The organism is Oceanotoga sp., assembly GCF_030445905.1.
In the GTDB taxonomy this organism is placed as follows: Bacteria; Thermotogota; Thermotogae; order Petrotogales; family Petrotogaceae; genus Oceanotoga; species Oceanotoga teriensis.
The window spans coordinates 1-19,135 of sequence record NZ_JASUSU010000055.1 but is presented as its reverse complement, the minus strand read 5'-3'; the positions used below and the strand labels follow the sequence as shown (position 1 = coordinate 19,135).

Sequence of the window (19,135 nt, the reverse complement as noted above, 5' to 3'; positions counted from 1 at the left end):
ATTTCTTTCATTATTTATTATCTTTTATATTTTTTTGTTTTTTTTAATTTCTATGAATTATCATGAAATATTCACTTAAGCGTATTTTATAGAGGGAGTGTTTATTATGAATAATGAACTTTATTATAAAGTATCCAGAGATCCTATTCATTCTGAAATATTTTTATATCCATTAGAAATAGTTATAACTGATACTCCTTCTATGCAAAGACTTAGGTATTTAAGCCAACTTGCAGGTGCGGAATATGTTTATCCATCTGCAACACATACCCGTTTTGGACATTCGTTGGGAGTAATGCACCTTTCAGGTCTTTATGCTAAACATCTTTACCCAGAAAATCATTCTAAATATAGAGTTTTAAGAATTGCTGGATTGGTTCATGATATTGGTCATGGCCCTTATTCACATCAATTTGATGATATTGTTTATAAAAAGATGGGTTATAAGGATGGCCATGATGAATTTAGAGAAAGAATAATAAAAGGGAAATTAATAGAAGATATAAAAAAAGGTTTTTATAATATAAATGATCATAGAACTAAAAATGATTTTTATAAAGATTTAAGCCTAACTATAAAAAAAGAAGTTTGCGATGATAATATCGATGAAGCATTAAATGAATTGATGAATCTTGTAATAGAAGTTTTTGAAGGTGAAAATACTGGAAGTGTTGATTTTAACATAGTTCAAGGTCCTTTAGGTGCTGATAGACTTGATTTTGTTTTAAGAGATTCATATTATGCAGGAACAAGACATTTTGGTACTGGTGCTGTTGATAGGCTTATAAGAAATTCAGGAATGCATAATAATGGAAAAATAGTTTATTCTATAAAAGTAATAGATGATATATATACTTCTTTATTTTCAAGATTTATGATGTATAAAAATGTTTATTTTCATAAAACTTCAAGAGCTGCAGATCAAATGCTTCAAGAAGTTTTAAAAGTTGCATATGATGTTTTAGATCTTAAAGAGAGAGTTGAAACACCTGAAAAATTTGTAAAATTAACAGATTCAAGTATTATAAATGAACTTGAATTTCTATATGATATTATATATGAAAAAGATAGATATGATTTAACTTTGAATTCAAATCTTATGGAAAAATCGAATAAAATTTTTTATGCACATGAAATAATTATGAGATTAAAACAAAGAGATTTATGGAAACTTGTTATGGAAATTCCTTTTTCAATGACTGGAGTAGATCCTTCTGTTGTTAGTATGTCTGTTGCTGAAAATTCATTGAATATCATCAAAGAAAATATTGAAAAAACTTTAGATCTTGATATAGATAAAGAGGATAAAGAAATACTTAGGAAAATTCTTGAAGATTTTGATTTGATATTTAAAATAGATTCTCCTTATAAATTATCTTTGGTTCATCCTAAAGAATTTTTAGCGAGTGATGTTTATATAAAAGATATTAATGAAGATATTATTTCATTTGAACAAGTTTATGAAAAATATCCTGCTTATAAGCTTATGGAAAGTAATTTGATTCAAATAGTTAGAATATATATGAAATTAGATGATAGAGAAATATTAAAAAAATATTCAATTATTCCAAGTGCATCTGAAGTTAAGATTACAACGAGGTGGTAACATGTTAAATAATGTCGTACAAGCAGGTTTTTTTGATAATAGAGTTAGAGTAGTTTGCACAAACTCTACAGATATAGTAAAAGAATCAGTCATTAGGCATGATCTTTCTCCAATGTCTTCTGTAATTTTAGGAAGACTTTTGTCAGCTTCAATTTTACTTGGAAGTTGGATGAGTGAAAAAGAGAGGGTAACTCTTATGATTTCAACAAATGATGATGTTGGAGATATAGTTGCACAATCGAACTCAAATCTTGAAGTTAAAGGTTATATTTCAAATAAAAAATTGGAAGCAGTATTTAAAGAAAATGGCAAATTTGATGTTTCTAAAGTTTTAAAAAATGGCTCTTTAAATGTTATAAGAGATCTTGGATTAAAAAAACCAGTTGTTTCTAATATGCCTTTAATAAATGGAGAAATTGCTGAAGATATAGCTTATTATATGAATCAATCTGAACAAGTTCCTTCAGCTGTAAGTTTGGGAGTTTTTGCTGATAAAGAAGGTATAGTTTCAGCTGGAGGATTGATGTTGCAGATTTTAGATAGAACTATGAAAGATGAAGATATAGCTTTTTTTGAAAAAACTTTTATAAATATGGATTCTATATCTTCATTATTAAGAAAAAAATCTCTTGAAGATATAATTAAAGTTTTTGGAAATCCAGATTATATTGAATATAAAAACTCCTCTTTTGTTTGTAATTGCTCAAAAGAAAAAGTTTTAAATTCTTTAATAACTTTTAATTTTGATGAACTTGAAGAGATGAAAAAAGATAATGAACTTGCAGTTCATTGTTCATGGTGTTCTAAGAAATATGAAATAAATTCTAAAGATTTAGATGAAGTAATAAACATTAAAAGGAGGTCCGATAATGCTTAATGATTTAAAAGGTAAAAAAGTTATAGATGATTATAAAAAGATTATTGAAGATAAAAATGAAGATATTAATGCTGTAATTTCTCAAGATATTGTTTATGGAAATTCAAATGGAGATTATTATGGTATACCTTTTTTAGTTAAAGATAATATAAATATTTTAAATACATCTATGACTTGTTCTTCAAAAATTTTAAAAGATTATAGATCTGTATATACTGCAACCGTCGTAGAAAGATTAATAAATAGAGGGTTTTCTGTTATAGGAAAAACAAATATGGATGAGTTTGCAATGGGCGGAACAAATGAATATTCTGTTTATGGACCAGTGAAAAATCCTCTTGATTTGAACAGGGTTTCTGGTGGAAGTTCTGGAGGGTCTGCAGCAGCAGTTTCTTGTGGCATGGTTCCTTTTGCACTTGGTTCTGATACTGGAGGATCTGTTAGACAACCGGCTTCTTTTTGTGGTGTTGTTGGATTTAAACCTTCTTATGGAGTTTTGTCAAGATATGGATTAACTGCTTTTGGTTCATCTTTAGATCAAATCGGTGTTTTGGCTAAAGATGTTTTTGATGTAGCTTTGATTACTGATATTATGAAAGGTAAAGATGAAAAAGATTCAACAACTATATCTTTTGAAGAAAATCTTATGGAATATTTGAATAAAGATTTTTCTGATATAAAAATAGCTATTCCATCAATTGTATATGATAAAATTCAAGATGAAAATGTAAAAAAAGCTTTTGATAATGCTGTTAATAAAATTAAAGCAAATAAAGTAACTATTGATATAGTAGATATTCCAGAAATGGAATATTCTGTTGCTGCTTATTATATTATAGCTCCGTCTGAAGCATCATCAAATCTTTCAAGATTTGATGGGGCAAGATATGGAAATAGAATAGATGGAGAGGGTTTAACGGATATGTATAAAAATACTAGAAATAATGGTTTCGGTATAGAAGTTAAGAGAAGAATTTTAATGGGAACTTTTACATTATCTTCTGCTTATTATGATGCATATTTTTCTAAAGCAATGAAAGTTAGAAATTTAATAAAAACAAAAATAGAAGAGATATTTAAAGAATATGATTTTATTTTAACACCAACAGCTCCTGTGTTACCACCTAAATTTGATGAAAAGCTTTCTCCACTTGATAGATATTTGATGGATATATTTACTATACCTGCTAATTTTGCTGGAACTCCTGCTATTTCAGTGCCTTTTGGAAATATAGATCATCTTTCATTTGGGATACAGTTTATGGGAAGAAGGCTTGAAGATGCGAAACTTCTTGGGTTTGCTAATCAAATTTTTAAGCTGGGAGCTGATGAATAATGTATAAAACTATTATAGGATTAGAAATTCATACTCAATTACTTACTAAAACAAAGGCTTTTTGTAAATGTTCAGCGGATCATTTTGAAAATGAAATTAATAAAAATGTATGTCCAATTTGTTCTGGACAACCAGGTTCTTTACCGGTATTAAATGAAGAAGCAGTAGATTTAGCAATTATGGCTGGATTAGCTTTAAATGGAAAAATTAATGAAATTTCTAAATTTGATAGAAAAAATTATTTTTATCCAGACCTCCCAAAAGGATATCAAATAACACAGTATTTTTATCCCATTGTAAGTGATGCGTATATAAAAATTGATGGTGATAAAATTAGAATTAATAGAATACATATGGAAGAAGATACAGCAAAAATGCTTCATCAAGGAGATCAAATTTCAACTGCTAAAGAATCATTGATTGATTATAATAGAGCTGGTATACCTTTAATAGAAATAGTTACAGAACCAGATATAAAAAGCCCTTCTCAAGCAAGAGAATTTATGGAAAAACTTAGAGATATTTTGAGATATGCTAATATTTCTTCTGGAGATATGGAAAAAGGTGCTTTGAGATGTGATGCTAATATTTCTATTATTGATGAAGAAACTGGAAAATCATCAAAAAGAGTTGAAATAAAAAATATAAATTCTTTTAAATTTGTCGAAAAGGCTCTTGAATACGAAAGAGAAAGATTAATAGAAGTTTTAAAAAATAATGAGAATATGGTTCAAGAAACAAGAGGTTGGGATGCAACTACTAAATCAACATTTTCTATGAGAACAAAAGAAGAAGAAGCCGATTATAGATATTTTCCAGAACCAGATATACCTTATTTAGTGATTGAAAAAGATAGAATAGAAAAAGTAAAAAATAGATTACCTGAATTACCCGAACAAAAATCGAAAAGATTTGTTGAAAATTATGATATTCCAGAATATGATGCAGATGTTATTTCTTCTAATAAAGAATTTGCAGATTTTTATGAAGAATGTGTAGAAATTGTAAAAGATGGAAAATTTGTATCTAATTGGTTTATAGGAGATATCTTAAGACTTATGAAAGAAAATGAAGATGAAGTAAATGATTTGAACTTTAAACCAGAACATTTAAAAGATTTAAAGGATCTTTTGGATTCTAATAAAATATCTACAAAAATAGCTAAAGATATTTTCCCACAAGTTTATTCTGAAGGAATAATGCCATCAATTATAGTAAAAGAAAAAGGACTTGAACAGATTGATGATGATGAAGAATTGAAAAAAATGGCTTTAGAAATTTTAAAAGCTAATCCTAAAAATGTTGAAAAATATAAAAATGGTAAGAACAACTTACTCGGTTTTTTCGTTGGGCAAGTTATGAAACAAACAAAAGGAAAGGCCAATCCTTCAAAAGTTAATGAAATATTTTTAGACTTATTAAAATAAAGACCGGGTATTATAGCCCGGTTTTGCCTTTTGAGGAGGTATATATATGAAAAAAGTTTTTTTTAGTATTTTTTTAATCATTGTATCTTTATCTTTTTCTTCGTATAATATAAATTTATATAATATTCCAAGTACTTCAGATGATTTTTATTTTAATATTGGTATTGGAAGTGAAGATTTAAAAGATATTAATGCTAAAGTTTCTTTCAATGATTTACATAGATCTTTTATTACACAAAAAATTTTTTTTAGAGAGGTCAAAATTAAGACAGGTGAAAGATTATTTTCGGCTTTTTTAAATATTCCAATTTATAATTCAAATTTTGTTTTTGGATATGAAATGAGATCTTCTAATGATTTATTAGGTATTATTAAGAGTAATAGTTTTTCAAGAACAGAGGTATTTACTGGTGGTTTTCATGAATATTCATACAGTTTTAATAAAATTTTAGTCCCTGGATATTTTAAAGGTGGATTAAGTTTAATATCTTTTGATGAAATAAATTCGTATAGATTTGATGGGTATTCAGATAAATATTTTAAATTACCAATTACTTTAGGCTTTAGAAACGATACTTTTGTAAGTGGTATTAAAATAGATACTTTGGATAAATATTACACAAATTTTTTAGGAATAGGTTTTGGAATAAATAATTTAAATATATATCCATATATATTTAGTTATTATGGGTTTGAATTTTTAAACCATGATTTTGAAATTTCTTTAAATGCCGTTTTTAAAGAGCCTCTGGACTATGAAATTTATTTAATAGATAAAGATTTTGATTTACCATTAATAATTTATTTTTCTTCAAATGGAGGAGGAATATTTTTTGAACTCTAATGATCTGGCGCTTTATTTTCATATTCCATTTTGTAAATCAAAATGTTTATATTGTGATTATCCATCTACTACAAATATATCAATGCAAAAAGAGTATTTTAATTGTTTAAAAAAAGAAATTTTGTTAAGAAAAAATTTTCTATTGAAAAATTCTATTAAAACGGTTTATTTTGGTGGTGGTACACCAAATTATGTAAAATCGTTTTATATTAAAGAAGTAATGGATTTTTTAAAAGATAATTTTTTTGGAACTTTTGAAGAAATTACTATGGAAATGAATCCTGGTATTTTGAATGAGAAAGATTTAGAAGTATATAAATCAGCTGGTATAAATAGAATTTCTTTAGGAGTTCAGAGTGTTGATAAAAATATTTTGAAATTAGTTAATAGACCTTATTACCCAGAAACCATATCTGATAATATTTATTTATTGAGAAATTTTTTTGATAATATAAGTTTTGATTTTATAATGGGTTTACCAGAAGATAATTTGAAGGTAGTTAAAAGTAATTTAAATTTTATAAAGTTACATAGACCAGAACATATTTCTTATTATGTTTATGATAGCGATCATGATTCTTTATTAGAAAAAATGAAACAAAAATTTTTAATGCCAGAGGATGATTTTTTTGATGAGGGGCTTGATTTTATATATTCAAAATTAAATGAATTTGATTATAAACGTTATGAGATTTCAAGCTGGGCAATTTTTGACAAAGAGTCGTATCATAATAAGTTTTATTGGCGAAATTTGAATTATATCGGATTTGGCATTTCTGCTGGTGGGTATTATAATAGAAACAGATATGTAAATGAGAAAAATATTTCACGGTATATGAATAAATTAAATTCTGATGAACTTCCTGAAGAATATTCAGTCAAAAATAGTTTTTTTGATGATTTTAAAGAGACTTTATTTATGGGATTACGCTTATTTGAAGGAATTGATTTACGAGAATTAAAAAAGCGTTATGAATGTATAGATGTTGACAAATACATAGATTATTTGATTGGAAATTTTTCTGCTTTTTTTGATAAAAATGAGAAATTAAAATTAAATGAAAATGGTTTTAATCATTCCAGATATGTATTTTTGAAGATAGTAGAAATGGAGGAATAGAATGGAATTAAAAGATAGAGTATCAAAATATCTTGAGAGTATTGATTTTGAAAATGTAATAAAAAGTCCAAGAGAATCTTGGGATGATTATTTTATGAGAGTTTCTTTTTTGGTAAGTGAAAGATCGAGTTGTTTACACAGACAAGTTGGGGCTATTATTGTTAAAGATAAAAGAATTTTAGCAACAGGTTATAATCAGCCTCCTTCAGGATTTCCTCATTGTAAAGATATAGGGTGTATAAGAGATGCACTTGAAATAAAGAGCGGAGAACATCAAGAAGTATGTTTCGGTTTGCATGCTGAACAAAATGCTTTGATGCAAGCTGCTAAATTTGGTATTAAAACAGATAATTCTATAATATATGTAACTCATCAACCTTGTTCTGTTTGTGCAAGGCTTATAATAAATGCTGGAATAGGAAAAGTTGTTTTTAAAAATCCTTATCCAGATAATTTGACGAAATTATTTTTTAAGAAATGTAATATTGAAACTAAGATAATGAATTAATTTCTTTTTTCAAATAAAATAATTGGAGGTGCATCAATGCCATCAGAAAAATACTTTAACTATTTGAGAAAAGACAGAATGACACATGTATGGTGTCCTGGCTGTGGTAATGGTATAGTTATGAAATCTTTTTTAGAAGCGGCAAATAATCTTGGATTGGACAAGAATAAAGTTGCCGTTGTATCGGGAATAGGTTGTTCTTCAAGGGTAACAGGTTATCTCGATTTTAATACTATGCATACTTTACATGGTAGATCAATTGCTTTTGCTACTGGTGTTAAATTAGCAAGACCGGATCTTGATGTTATTGTTATGGGTGGAGATGGAGATATGCTTGCTATTGGTGGTAATCATTTTATTCATGCTTGTAGAAGAAATCTTGATATAACTGTGGTTATATTTAATAATTCTATCTACGGAATGACAGGTGGTCAATATTCTCCTACAACCCCGAGTGATTCTTTGGCATCAACCGCACCTTATGGAAATATTGAGAATCAATTTGATCCTGTACAACTCGCAATTGCTTCTGGTGCAACATATGTTGCAAGATCTACCGTCTATCATTTTTTACAAACTGCTAAATTTATTGAAAAAGGAATCAAACATAAAGGTATTTCTATTATTGAAGTAATAAGTAATTGTCATACTTATTTTGGAAGATATAATAGTATGCCTAAACCTGCTCAACTTCATCAGTATTTTAAAGATAATACTATTTCTATTTCAAAATCTAAAGATATGTCAAAAGAAGAATTAAAAGGAAAAATTGTGATGGGTGAATTTATAAACGAAGATAAAGCAGGGTATCTTGAATATTATGAGAAGATGAGAGAATCTGTTGTTAATGGAGGTGTTAAATGATGAATCTTTCTATTTCAACTCCAAAAGCAATAAGATTTTCAGGTGAAGCAGGTCAAGGTAATATTTTGATGGGAATGGTCTTAGCGCAAGCTTTGATGAAAGAAGGGTATTGGGTTGTTCAAACTCAACATTTTGGAGCACAGGTTAGAGGCGGATTGGCTTATTGTGATGTTTTATTTGATGAAGAACAGATAGATTATCCGAAATCAGATACTTTTGATGTCATTTATATAATGCATGAACTTGGGCTTCCTCATCTTCAATTTTTGAAGAAAAATGGAGTTGTTTTTTATGATGATGAATTTGTAAATCAAATTCCACAAACTGCTAATAGAATAACAAAAAAAATATTAAAAGTTTCACCTTCTAAACTTGCTTATACTGAATTAAAACATTTAAATGTTGCTAATATGGTAGGATTAGGTATGCTTGCAAAAGTTACAAATATAGTTTCTATAGATGCTTTAATCGAAACTATGAAAGAAAATGTAAAAGAAAGTTATCATGAACTCGATGAAAGTGCTTTGAAATTAGGATATAATTCTATAGATAAGACTTATAAGTTGAAAAATAAACATTTAGTGACGAGACTGGGAAGAGGATATGAATAATTGAAAAGATTTATTAATAGCGTGAAATATGCAGCTAAAGGTTTATCAGAAATTTTTAACACTCAAAATAATTTTAGAATTCAAATATTTATAGGACTTTTAGTTTTATTTATTTCTCTTTTTTTGAATTTAACTGGTATAGAATTTTTATGGATAGCTTTTGCTGTTATGATCGTTTTATTAATGGAAAGTTTAAATACGGTAATTGAAAAGATAATGGATTTTATAAATCCTGAATATAATCATATAGTCGGAAAAATAAAAGATATATCGGCTGCAATAGTTTTAATTGCAGCCGTATTTTCTGTTGTGATTGGTGTAATTATTTTTGGAAGGGCTATTTTCAACTTGAGTCCAAAATATGGTATAATTATAGCGATAATTTTCCTGGTCATTATTGTTCTTTTTTCTAAGAGGAGGTAGCAATATGGATAAAATTAAGGTTCTTATAGTTGATGATTCTGCTTTTATGAGAATGGTTTTAAAAGATATAATTGATAAACAACCAAACATGAAGGTAATTGGTATGGCCAGAGATGGACTTGAGGCTGTAGAAAAAGCAGTGAATTTAAAACCAGATATAATTACATTAGATGTTGAAATGCCTAAGTTAAATGGTCTCGAAGCATTAAAAATAATAATGAAAAAGTATCCAACAAGAGTTATTATGGTTAGTAGTCTTACTTCAGAAGGGGCTTCTATTACAATAGAATGTCTGGAAAATGGTGCTGTTGATTTTATTCAGAAACCTGCAGGAAGTACATCATGGACATTTAGACAGGTACAAGATGATTTATTAAAAAAGATTAATGATGTGTTTAAAATTTCTGTGGATAATTTAAAAATTCAGAGTAGGCCAACTAAAAAAATAACAACGACTAAAAATTTATCTAAAGATAAAATACTTCTTATCGCAAGTTCAACTGGTGGTCCAAGATCTCTTGATAAAGTTATTCCTGTTTTGCCAGGTAATTTAAATATTCCCGTTGTTGTTGTTCAACATATGCCGGCAGGATTTACAAAATCTCTTGCCGATAGATTGAATAGAATTTCAGAATTAACAGTTAAAGAAGCTGAAGAAGGAGATATTTTAGAAAAAAATCATGTATATATTGCTCCTGGTAATTTTCATCTTGGGTTAAAAAAAGAGTTTAATAGTGTTAAATTATTTTTGGATTCATCGGATAAGATAAATAATGTTAGACCGGCTGCAGATTTTACATTTGATCTTGCTGCAGAAATTTTTAAATCTAATTCTATATGTGTTGTACTTACAGGTATGGGAAGAGATGGTGCAAAAGGAGCTTTTAAGATAAACCATTTAGGCGGTAAAGTAATTGCTGAAGCTAAAGAAACCTGTGTAGTATATGGAATGCCTAAGGCGGTTGTTGAAGATGGTTATGCTGATTATGTTTTAGCAAATGATAAAATTGCTCAGAAAGTTGTAGATATTTTGGAGGGTAATTGATGAAAAAATGTTTTATTATTATTTTTATAGCTGTTTTTTTGAGTGGCTTTTCAAATGATTTCAATCAAATTTTTTACATTAGTGAAAATTTTGAAAGTGAAGATTTTATTTCTCTAAATCTTTTAGAAAAAACTAAGGATTATTTTGAATATGAAATTAAATCTGGTGATACATTACTTTCTATATCTAATAATTTTTTTACAAAAATACAAGATATTATGATTTATAATAAAATAGAAGATTCTTCTAAAATTTATATAGGTCAGATTATTAGAATACCTTATGATATAGTTGATTTCGAAGTAAAATAAACCTTAATATATAGGTGATTTAATGAAAAGATTATTTTTAACTATTTTATTAATTATTATTGGAACATTTATGTTTTCAAAAAATGTTTTTTTACAATGGAGACCTATGGAAAATGAGTATTATTTTGAACAAAATGGAATTACTTATATTGATTTTAAATATATAGCTCATAAATTAAACAAAGAATTTAAAATTGAAAACGATTCTTTAATTTATCTCAAATCTGAAAAATCTAAAACTTTTATATTTTTAAATGAAAAAGTTGCAGTTGTAGATCAAGATGAGGTTATAAAGATTAATGATGAAGAATTTATAGTAAATGAAAATAATATTTATACCACAGCGAATATAATTTCAAAACTTTTAAACTTAGAATTATTAGAGTCTTCTGTTGCTTATTATTTAAATATTCCTTTATCAAATATAAATTCTATAAATACTTATTTTACTGAAGATACCGCAAAAACAGAAATTGATCTTTCTGAGGAAGCCATTGTTGAAGTATATTCATTGGTTAATTCTATGGGATATCTTATTAAAATTAAGGGAGCAGAACTTCCAAATTCTTATTATTATAAAGAATTTAATTCTAAAATAAGATATATTAAAGCTTATCATTATTCTCAGACTGAAGTTTGGGTAAAAATACTTTTTAGAAGTAAAGCTAAAATGAAAAAAACTATCAAAGATAAAAAAATTGTTATGGAATTTAAATTTGATGAAGTTGATATGCCGGTTCTTGTAATAGATCCAGGACATGGAGGATGGGATCCTGGAATGATAGGGCCAAATTCAACAAAAGAAAAAGATTTTACTTTAAAAGTTGCAAAAGAAGTTTTAAATTTGCTTGCAGAATATGATATAGATGTATATTTAACAAGAGAAAAAGATGAATATATTGGTCTCTATGAAAGGGCAGCTTATTCTAATGATAAAAATGCTGACTTATTTTTAAGCATTCATTTAAATTCTTTTCCAGACATTCCTTCGGTTAGGGGAAGTGAAGTTTATTATTATGATTTTTCCAGTGCTAAGTATAGAAGTCTTATAACTTGGAAAATGAAATATGATTCAAAGAAAGATAAAGCAACCATAGATGATTGGGTATCGGTAAAAAAAGATTCTATAAAAGAAAGTAAAAAATTTGCAATTGAATTAGAAAATAATTTATTGGATAAAGATTTTAAGAGTAGAGGAACTAAACCAGAAACTTATGCTGTCTTGTCTTATACAAGATCACCTGCAGTTTTATTTGAACTTGAATTTTTGAGTAATCCAGATGTAGAAAAGAAATTTTTAAATGGAGATTATGTAGATGATTTTGCTGAAATTATAAAAAAATCAATATTAGATTATTTCAATATAAAAGAGGCCAATTAAAATGGCCTCTTATTTTCTAAAATATATTAATAAATCAATATCTCCATAGTTTCTAATTTCGTCTAATTCTAAATTTAAAGGTGTATAATTATAATTTTCTCTTTTAGATTTTTCTATTATGATATAAGCACCATCTATTAAAATTTCAGAATTATTGTCTATTACTTTTAAAAATTCTTCTACAAAACCAAGATTAAATGGTGGATCTGCAAATATCATATCATATTTTTGATTGTTTTTTTTTAGTTCGGGAATTATTGTTCTAAAATCACCTTTGATGACATTTATCTCATTTTCTATACCAAGTTTTTTTGAATTATTTTTTATGATATTTACAGATTTAGATGATTGTTCTATTATGGTGGAACTTTTAGCATAATTACTTATAGCTTCAAATGAAAAAGAACCACTTCCACCAAATACTTCCAATAAATTATAATCAGATATTTCAAATATATTTATTAGAGTTCTTCTCAATTGTGAAGGCGTGTATCGAGTTTTTTTCGAAGGAACCGTATCAAATGAACTACCTTTTAAATATCCAGTTTCTATTTTTAGCATTTTTTTACACCTCAAATTGCCTTTATTAATTCTGTTGAGTTTTTAAATCTCATCTTTATTTCTTGAATTATTTTTTTATCATCAAGAATATTGTCTTGTTCAATATATTTTTTTACTTCTTCTATTATTTTTAAATCTTCTGTTATATCTATGAATTTAAAATCAGGTATACCATGTTGCTGAGTTCCAAAAAATTTTCCAGGACCTCTCCATTTTAAGTCTATTTCAGATACTTTAAAACCATCATTGTTAGCTGAAAATTGAGTTAATTTTGTTTTTGTTTCTTTTGAAATGTTTGAAGATGTTGTTAAAAAACAATAAGATTGTTTACTACTTCTTCCAACTCTTCCTCTTAATTGATGTAATTGAGATAAACCAAATCTATCAGCATGTTCTATAACCATAACTGTTGCATCAGGGATATCAACTCCAACTTCTATTACTGTGGTTGATACGAGTATATTTATTTCTTTTTTTGAAAATTTTTCCATGATTTCATTTTTTTCAACCGATTTCATCTTTCCATGGAGAAGTCCTACATTATAATCTGAAAAAATCTTTGATATTTGTTCATGCATATCTTTTGCATTTTTTAAATCTATAGCTTCAGATTCTTCTATTAAAGGATATATGAAAAAAGCTTGATTTTCTTTTTTTAATTCATCTTTTATAAAATCATATATGTTTTTTAAATTATTGTCGCTGTTTAAAATAGTTTTTACTTTTTTCCTCCCTGAGGGCATTTCATCGATTATACTTACATCTAAATCACCATAAAGAGTTAAAGCTAAAGTTCTTGGAATTGGAGTTGCAGTCATTACAAGAATATCTGGAGATGATCCTTTTTGAATTAAAGATAATCTTTGATTTACTCCAAATCTATGTTGTTCATCTATTATTATTAGTCCTAATTTTTTAAATTCCACATCATTTTGTATTATTGCATGAGTTCCGATTATTAAATCAATTTCACCATTTTTTAATTTATCTTTTATTTCTTTTTTTTCTTTTTCTTTAGTTTCACCAATTAATAATTCAGTTTTTATATTTATTTTTTCAAGGTTTAATTTTATTTTTTGATATTGTTGCTTTGCTAACACTGAAGTTGGAACCATTAAAGCAGATTGAAAGCCTGCTTCAAAATTATCTATTATGCTTATTTCAGCAACCGCAGTTTTACCTGATCCAACATCTCCTTGTAATAATCGATTCATTGGAGATTCTTTTTTCATATCTTCTCTAATTTCTATATGAGTACGTTTTTGAGCATTTGTAAGTTTAAAATTTAAATTGTTAATATATATTTTTGATAATTCACCATTAATATTCTTCGAGTATCCTTTTAAATGTTTTTTAATTTTTTTCTTAGAATTTAATATAGCATATTCAAACAAAAATATTTCTTCATATTTAAAAGTTATTAGAGATTTTTTTATATGATAAGAACTTTTTGGTTCATGTATTCCTGTTAATCTTTGATTTATATTTAAAAGATTAAATGTTTTTATAAATTTATCAGGTAAAAATTCTTCAAGATAATATATTTGAGGATTTATTTGTTTCATTATTTTTCTCATTATATTTTGAGATATACCTGAAGTTAAAGGATATATAGGTATTATCTTATTTTGTAAATTATTTTTATTTTCAAGTATTTGAAAATCGGGACTCTTCATTTGTTTTTGTCCGAAGTTATATTCAGCCTTTCCATAAAAAGCACATATGGTATCTTTTTTTAAGTAGTTTTTTATATAATCTTGATTAAAAAAAGATATTGTCATTATTCCAGTTCCATCGTTTATGGAAAAATTTATTATTTTTAAACCTTTATTTATATTTACTTCATCCATATTTGCTACTTTCCCAACAATTAAAGCTGTTTCACCATCTGATATATTATAAATAGTTTTCACTTTTCTTCTATCTTCCCAATCTCTTGGCGCAGTATAAAGAGCATCATATATGTTTTCTATGTTTAAATTTTTTAATAAATTACCTCTTTTAGTACCGACATGTTTTATATATTTTATATCTGTGAATAAATTTAATTTATTTTCTTTAATATTGGTTGTTTGAGATATCAAATACTTATTTTTTAAGTCTATTAAAGAAGTTTTTAAATTGTTTAATCTTTTTGTTTGTCTTTCTGGAGGAAGCATATTTAAAGGTTTTACATAGGATAGAATTTTTTTCATATCTTCAATCATATTAAATTTTTTTAATTCTTTGTAGGATTCTCTTGCAAGTGAATTAAAACTGGGAAATATTTCTTCCCAGTTTTTCATATTTTTTTCTTTTAAAGTTATTATGTATTCCATTGATTCTATAATTTCTTCTACATGTTTCATATTATTTCTTTTTCCTCTCCATAAACAGCTAATCCTACAACTTCTGGTCCACTATGGCAAACTATTGTTGGCCATAGTCTTCCTCTTATGATTTCTTTTGGTTCAATATTTATTTTTTTGAGTTCTTCATTAAACATTTCAAATGCAGTGTTCATATGTTCAATATTTTTTTCATCACCATAAGTTATGTATACTTTTACATTATGAGGTCTTTTCTTTATGAACTCAATGGCGTTATTTACCATTGTATTATACATTTTTTTAAGACCTCTTACCTTCGCAATTGGGGCTATAAATCCATCTTCAACACCTAATATTGGTTTTATGTTTAATAGAGTTCCAGCAAGTCCTTGGGCTTTACCTATTCTACCATTTTTTATTAAATATTTTAAAGTAGGAACCGAAAATTGCATATATGAAGATTTTTTTATTTCAGGTAACAAATTTAAAACTTCCTCATAAGTTTTTCCTAAATTTATGAGTTCTATACATTTAATAGCTACTAAGTTTGCTCCAATAGAAACATTTTCAGTATCAATTATTTTAATATTTAGTCCTTCAATCATTTCTTTTGCCATATGACAAGTGTTTATCAATCCAGACATTTTTGAAGAAAAATGTATATCTATTACTTCAGTATAACCTTTTTCTTTCAGTTTTTTATAATTTTCAACTATTTCTCCTATTGAAGGATGGGTTGTATGAAATTCTTCAGATGATTGTATTATTTTATAAAATTCATCCTTTTTTATGTCTTCATTTTCAGTAAAAGTTTTATCATCAATAACTATTTTCATTCCCATAAATTCTAAATTATTATCTTCTATTTGTTTATCTGTCATGGCACATCCGGAATCAACCATTATTGCTTTAGACATTATTTTTCCTCCTCAATGGTAAGTTTACCGTTTTTTCTATATACTTTATAACCGTTTAATGTTATAGATTCTATTTCATCAGTTAAAACATATTTTCTAGCAATTAATATGCTTTGAGAGTCTATATAATATTTTAGGAAATTGTCTTGTGAAATATCATTTAAATATGAAATTTTATTATATACACCAAAAACTATTAAAAACCATAATAATGAAAATAACATTAAAAAAATGCTAATTTTATATATTTTTATCACCCGATTTTTCTTTTGAAATATTCATAATTATCTAAGAATTCTTTTATTCTGCTTTCATATCTTTCTAGATAAGAATTTTTTATTTCATTTTTTTCTTCTTTACTTTTATAAAAATTATATACATCATTATATGAATTTATTATATTTTTTGTAATATCTTCTCTTATTTGAGTATCTGGTATTTGTAAATAAAGTTCTATAAAAAGTTTTAAAGATTTGTCTGGAATTCCTCTATCTTTTTTTGCCATATAATAATTCGCTTTTCCTTCTTTTTTAGATATATTGTATAGATTATTAAGTATTTCATCACTTGGTATTATACCCATTAAATTTATTGAAAGATATGAGTATTCAAAATATACATTCTCCCACTCCGGAAATCTATTCCAGCCACCCGGAATTATAGAAATTGATTTTTCATTCCAATAAATAAAATTTTTATAATCTTCCTTTATCTTATTTTGTAGTTCAATTTTCAATTTTTCATTATTTGTGTTTTTTTCTATGTTATCATATAATTTTATTATATTATAATATAATTTTGATATTAATCTATAAGAATTTTTTTCATTAAATGATAAAAAAGCACTTTCTAAATAATTTATTTGATCATAAAACATCTGGATATTTAATAATATATTTTTTTCATTAGCTGTTGTAGAAATATTATATAGATTAGAAACATCTTTTCTTATAGGATTTGATATTGGAAAAAGATCTTCTTGACCTTTAAAGTCTTTTACAATATATTTATATTCAGAAGTATTTCCTTCAAATATATCATTTAAATCTTTTGTATTTAATATTTCTTCTAATCTAAATTCTGAAACAGAAAATAGTTGAGCAAGATAAAATTGAGATTTTCCAAAATTATTATTAAAATCTAATGATTTTAAAAAGTACTCAAAAGCTTTTTTATAAGATTGATGAGCTTTTTCTTTGTACTCGATTTGTAAGTTTTTATATTTTTTTAAACCTTCATTTAATTCATCAATTTGTTTTTTTAAAGAATTAAATTCTGAAGAAAAAGGATTCATATTTTTTATATAGTCTTGTCCTTTTTTTATTTCATTTTCATATTGAGTTATTTGCTGTGGAATTTGAGATTGGTAAATTTCTATATAGTAATTCATTTTCGTGTTTTCGGCATCTCCAAGTTTAAAATATGCTTCAGACATGGTATCTTTATATTTGAAAAATACTGAAAATGCGGTTATTATTACTAATATGGTATATATAATTTTTGGATTAAATTTTAGTATTTTATTTGAATTGCTGAATTGTTTTGACATTGCTATTGAGAATATAAAAAGAGCTATTAATATATTTGGTTGCATATGTAAAGCAAATTCAGTTGCAGCATGTATTATTATTATACTTGCTATCCAACCAAAAAGTGAAATCATGATCTTTTTTTCAAATTCAATATCAGATCTTAAAATTTTAAAGTATCTCATTAAAAGAGTAATTATCAATAAAGAAATGGATATTATCCCCAATAATCCGGTTTCTCCAAGGACTTGTAAATAATCATTGTGGGCCCTTTTAAAATTGTTCCAAGCATAATAGTATTTTTCAGGATTTTTAGCTTGTATTTCTTCCATATATTTTATTGAATATACTGGATATGTACCTATTCCTCCACCTATAATTTTATTGAGAGGATAATCTTTATCTTTAAATTGTTCAATAGAAACCATCCAAGAAAGATTTCTTTCATCCCAAGATGATTTTGAAGACATTGCTGAAAATCTTGAGATGGCATTTACTTCACCAGATTTATTAAACATAGTATTTGTATTAAACATTATAAATAGAAATACTAAAATGAATATCAGTAAAAATATTTTGATCCAGAAATCTTTACTAATTAAATATTTTTTATAATCAAGATCTTTTTTAGATATTAATAGTGATAAAATGAAAAATATTAAACCTACAGTGAATCCCAAATATACAGATCTCGTTTGGGCAAATAAAACTACCCAAAAAGATAAAAATATATTTATGTATAAATATATTTTTTGATATAATTTTGAATTTGGTTTTAATATAAAATATATTGATAGTGGTATTGTTTGAGCTAAATAATCTGATACAAAATTAGGATTACCTATAGTTGTTCTTAAGGTTATTCTTTGTGAAGGATCTCCTATTTTACCAAAAAATAAGTCAAATCCTAAAAATTTATTTAATAATCCATCTATTGCAAGTATTGTACCAGTTATTATAAAAGCCATCAAAGCGTATTCAATATATTTAAAGTTTTTTCCAAATGAATTTGTTATAGATAATGAAATTCCTATTATTACAAATATATATAAAGATACATTTAAAGAATAATTTATGTATGAAGGGTTTTGAATTTGTACTGATATTAAAGATAATAAAGAAGAGAATCCAAATAGTAAGAAGAATAAATGAGTATATGAAAAGTTTAATTTTTCATCATTTTTTTTAAATATAAAATATGAAAATAATATAAATGAAAATACACTGAAGACTAAGTTTTTTTGAGTTGAAAATTCGTAAACAAAATTTGGAATCATTAAAAATGGTATTAATAATATCATTAAAATAAATATTGATATTTCTTTATCTTTTTTTAAATTTTGCAAAACAAACCCTCCTAATTTATTTTTTTATAGTATCTTTCTAAATTCTAAAAACGTTTATTTAAAGTAATTTTAAACGATGTTAAAAGGGATATTTACCTCCATAGGTTATAATTAAATTGT

At 25.8% G+C, this 19,135-nt stretch carries 17 protein-coding genes; 13 read left to right on the top strand and 4 right to left on the bottom strand.

The features are described from left to right. The first annotated feature begins 106 nt into the window (after positions 1-106). Genes PWP28_RS12460 through PWP28_RS12400 form a run of 13 tightly spaced genes read left to right on the top strand, consistent with a single transcriptional unit; the run spans position 107 to position 12,353 of the window. Positions 107-1,606 (top strand): HD domain-containing protein, encoded by a 1,500-nt coding sequence (locus PWP28_RS12460; RefSeq protein WP_109603605.1) that lies wholly within the window; start codon positions 107-109, stop codon positions 1,604-1,606. A gap of 1 nt (position 1,607) precedes the next feature. After that, positions 1,608-2,483 (top strand): Hsp33 family molecular chaperone HslO, encoded by an 876-nt coding sequence (locus tag PWP28_RS12455; RefSeq protein ID WP_109603604.1) that lies wholly within the window; start codon positions 1,608-1,610, stop codon positions 2,481-2,483. After that, complete coding sequence (gene gatA, locus PWP28_RS12450; RefSeq protein WP_308644864.1) at positions 2,476-3,819, top strand: Asp-tRNA(Asn)/Glu-tRNA(Gln) amidotransferase subunit GatA; 1,344 nt, start codon at positions 2,476-2,478, stop codon at positions 3,817-3,819. Before PWP28_RS12455 ends, gatA begins: the two co-directional genes overlap by 8 nt. After that, entirely contained in the window at positions 3,816-5,246 is a 1,431-nt protein-coding gene (gene gatB, locus PWP28_RS12445) for an Asp-tRNA(Asn)/Glu-tRNA(Gln) amidotransferase subunit GatB (protein WP_170110808.1), read from the top strand. The genes gatA and gatB overlap by 4 nt, the downstream gene beginning before the upstream one ends. Before the next feature lie 46 nt (positions 5,247-5,292). Continuing rightward, on the top strand, positions 5,293-6,090 hold the full coding sequence (locus PWP28_RS12440; protein WP_109603601.1) for a hypothetical protein: 798 nt from the start codon (positions 5,293-5,295) through the stop codon (positions 6,088-6,090). Further along, on the top strand, positions 6,080-7,210 hold the full coding sequence (hemW, locus tag PWP28_RS12435) for a radical SAM family heme chaperone HemW (protein ID WP_308644863.1): 1,131 nt from the start codon (positions 6,080-6,082) through the stop codon (positions 7,208-7,210). The genes PWP28_RS12440 and hemW overlap by 11 nt, the downstream gene beginning before the upstream one ends. Position 7,211: 1 nt before the next feature. Further along, entirely contained in the window at positions 7,212-7,718 is a 507-nt protein-coding gene (locus tag PWP28_RS12430) for a dCMP deaminase family protein (protein ID WP_308644862.1), read from the top strand. A 36-nt stretch (positions 7,719-7,754) separates the two neighbouring features. Further along, entirely contained in the window at positions 7,755-8,582 is an 828-nt protein-coding gene (locus PWP28_RS12425) for a 2-oxoacid:ferredoxin oxidoreductase subunit beta (protein ID WP_109603598.1), read from the top strand. Further along, positions 8,579-9,193: a 2-oxoacid:acceptor oxidoreductase family protein gene (locus PWP28_RS12420; RefSeq protein ID WP_240597461.1), complete on the top strand. Its 615-nt coding sequence runs from the start codon at positions 8,579-8,581 to the stop codon at positions 9,191-9,193. Before PWP28_RS12425 ends, PWP28_RS12420 begins: the two co-directional genes overlap by 4 nt. After that, positions 9,194-9,616 carry a diacylglycerol kinase family protein gene (locus tag PWP28_RS12415; RefSeq protein WP_109603597.1) on the top strand — a complete coding sequence of 141 codons (423 nt, stop codon included), beginning with the start codon at positions 9,194-9,196 and terminating at the stop codon, positions 9,614-9,616. Positions 9,617-9,620: 4 nt separating this feature from the next. Next, positions 9,621-10,661, top strand: a complete 1,041-nt coding sequence (locus PWP28_RS12410) for a chemotaxis response regulator protein-glutamate methylesterase (RefSeq protein ID WP_109603596.1) — start codon at positions 9,621-9,623, stop codon at positions 10,659-10,661. Then, positions 10,661-10,972, top strand: coding sequence for a LysM domain-containing protein (locus PWP28_RS12405; RefSeq protein WP_109603595.1), 312 nt, complete (start codon positions 10,661-10,663; stop codon positions 10,970-10,972). The genes PWP28_RS12410 and PWP28_RS12405 overlap by 1 nt, the downstream gene beginning before the upstream one ends. Positions 10,973-10,994: 22 nt before the next feature. Continuing rightward, positions 10,995-12,353 carry an N-acetylmuramoyl-L-alanine amidase gene (locus tag PWP28_RS12400; RefSeq protein ID WP_109603594.1) on the top strand — a complete coding sequence of 453 codons (1,359 nt, stop codon included), beginning with the start codon at positions 10,995-10,997 and terminating at the stop codon, positions 12,351-12,353. Between the two features lie 9 nt (positions 12,354-12,362). On the opposite strand, the gene rsmD is transcribed toward PWP28_RS12400, so the two are convergent. From rsmD to PWP28_RS12380, 4 genes are all read right to left on the bottom strand, one after another. Further along, positions 12,363-12,914 carry a 16S rRNA (guanine(966)-N(2))-methyltransferase RsmD gene (gene rsmD / locus PWP28_RS12395; protein ID WP_109603593.1) on the bottom strand — a complete coding sequence of 184 codons (552 nt, stop codon included), beginning with the start codon at positions 12,912-12,914 and terminating at the stop codon, positions 12,363-12,365. An 11-nt stretch (positions 12,915-12,925) separates the two neighbouring features. Beyond that, on the bottom strand, positions 12,926-15,262 hold the full coding sequence (gene recG / locus PWP28_RS12390; RefSeq protein WP_308644861.1) for an ATP-dependent DNA helicase RecG: 2,337 nt from the start codon (positions 15,260-15,262) through the stop codon (positions 12,926-12,928). Then, positions 15,259-16,140: a DegV family protein gene (locus PWP28_RS12385; protein WP_308644860.1), complete on the bottom strand. Its 882-nt coding sequence runs from the start codon at positions 16,138-16,140 to the stop codon at positions 15,259-15,261. Before PWP28_RS12385 ends, recG begins: the two co-directional genes overlap by 4 nt. A 253-nt stretch (positions 16,141-16,393) precedes the next feature. Further along, positions 16,394-19,015, bottom strand: coding sequence for an O-antigen ligase family protein (locus PWP28_RS12380; protein WP_308644859.1), 2,622 nt, complete (start codon positions 19,013-19,015; stop codon positions 16,394-16,396). Between the last annotated feature and the right edge of the window lie 120 nt (positions 19,016-19,135).

What these genes read in the sequence shown, in the direction of transcription:
- PWP28_RS12460 (WP_109603605.1), top strand. Translation starts at nt 107, where the DNA reads ATGAATAATGAACTTTATTATAAAGTATCCAGAGATCCTATTCATTCT.
- PWP28_RS12420 (WP_240597461.1), top strand. Translation starts at nt 8,579, where the DNA reads ATGATGAATCTTTCTATTTCAACTCCAAAAGCAATAAGATTTTCAGGT.
- PWP28_RS12405 (WP_109603595.1), top strand. Translation starts at nt 10,661, where the DNA reads ATGAAAAAATGTTTTATTATTATTTTTATAGCTGTTTTTTTGAGTGGC.
- PWP28_RS12440 (WP_109603601.1), top strand. Translation starts at nt 5,293, where the DNA reads ATGAAAAAAGTTTTTTTTAGTATTTTTTTAATCATTGTATCTTTATCT.
- PWP28_RS12385 (WP_308644860.1), bottom strand. Translation starts at nt 16,140, where the DNA reads ATGTCTAAAGCAATAATGGTTGATTCCGGATGTGCCATGACAGATAAA.
- PWP28_RS12425 (WP_109603598.1), top strand. Translation starts at nt 7,755, where the DNA reads ATGCCATCAGAAAAATACTTTAACTATTTGAGAAAAGACAGAATGACA.
- PWP28_RS12400 (WP_109603594.1), top strand. Translation starts at nt 10,995, where the DNA reads ATGAAAAGATTATTTTTAACTATTTTATTAATTATTATTGGAACATTT.
- rsmD (WP_109603593.1), bottom strand. Translation starts at nt 12,914, where the DNA reads ATGCTAAAAATAGAAACTGGATATTTAAAAGGTAGTTCATTTGATACG.
- PWP28_RS12430 (WP_308644862.1), top strand. Translation starts at nt 7,212, where the DNA reads ATGGAATTAAAAGATAGAGTATCAAAATATCTTGAGAGTATTGATTTT.
- gatA (WP_308644864.1), top strand. Translation starts at nt 2,476, where the DNA reads ATGCTTAATGATTTAAAAGGTAAAAAAGTTATAGATGATTATAAAAAG.
- PWP28_RS12410 (WP_109603596.1), top strand. Translation starts at nt 9,621, where the DNA reads ATGGATAAAATTAAGGTTCTTATAGTTGATGATTCTGCTTTTATGAGA.
- recG (WP_308644861.1), bottom strand. Translation starts at nt 15,262, where the DNA reads ATGAAACATGTAGAAGAAATTATAGAATCAATGGAATACATAATAACT.
- PWP28_RS12455 (WP_109603604.1), top strand. Translation starts at nt 1,608, where the DNA reads ATGTTAAATAATGTCGTACAAGCAGGTTTTTTTGATAATAGAGTTAGA.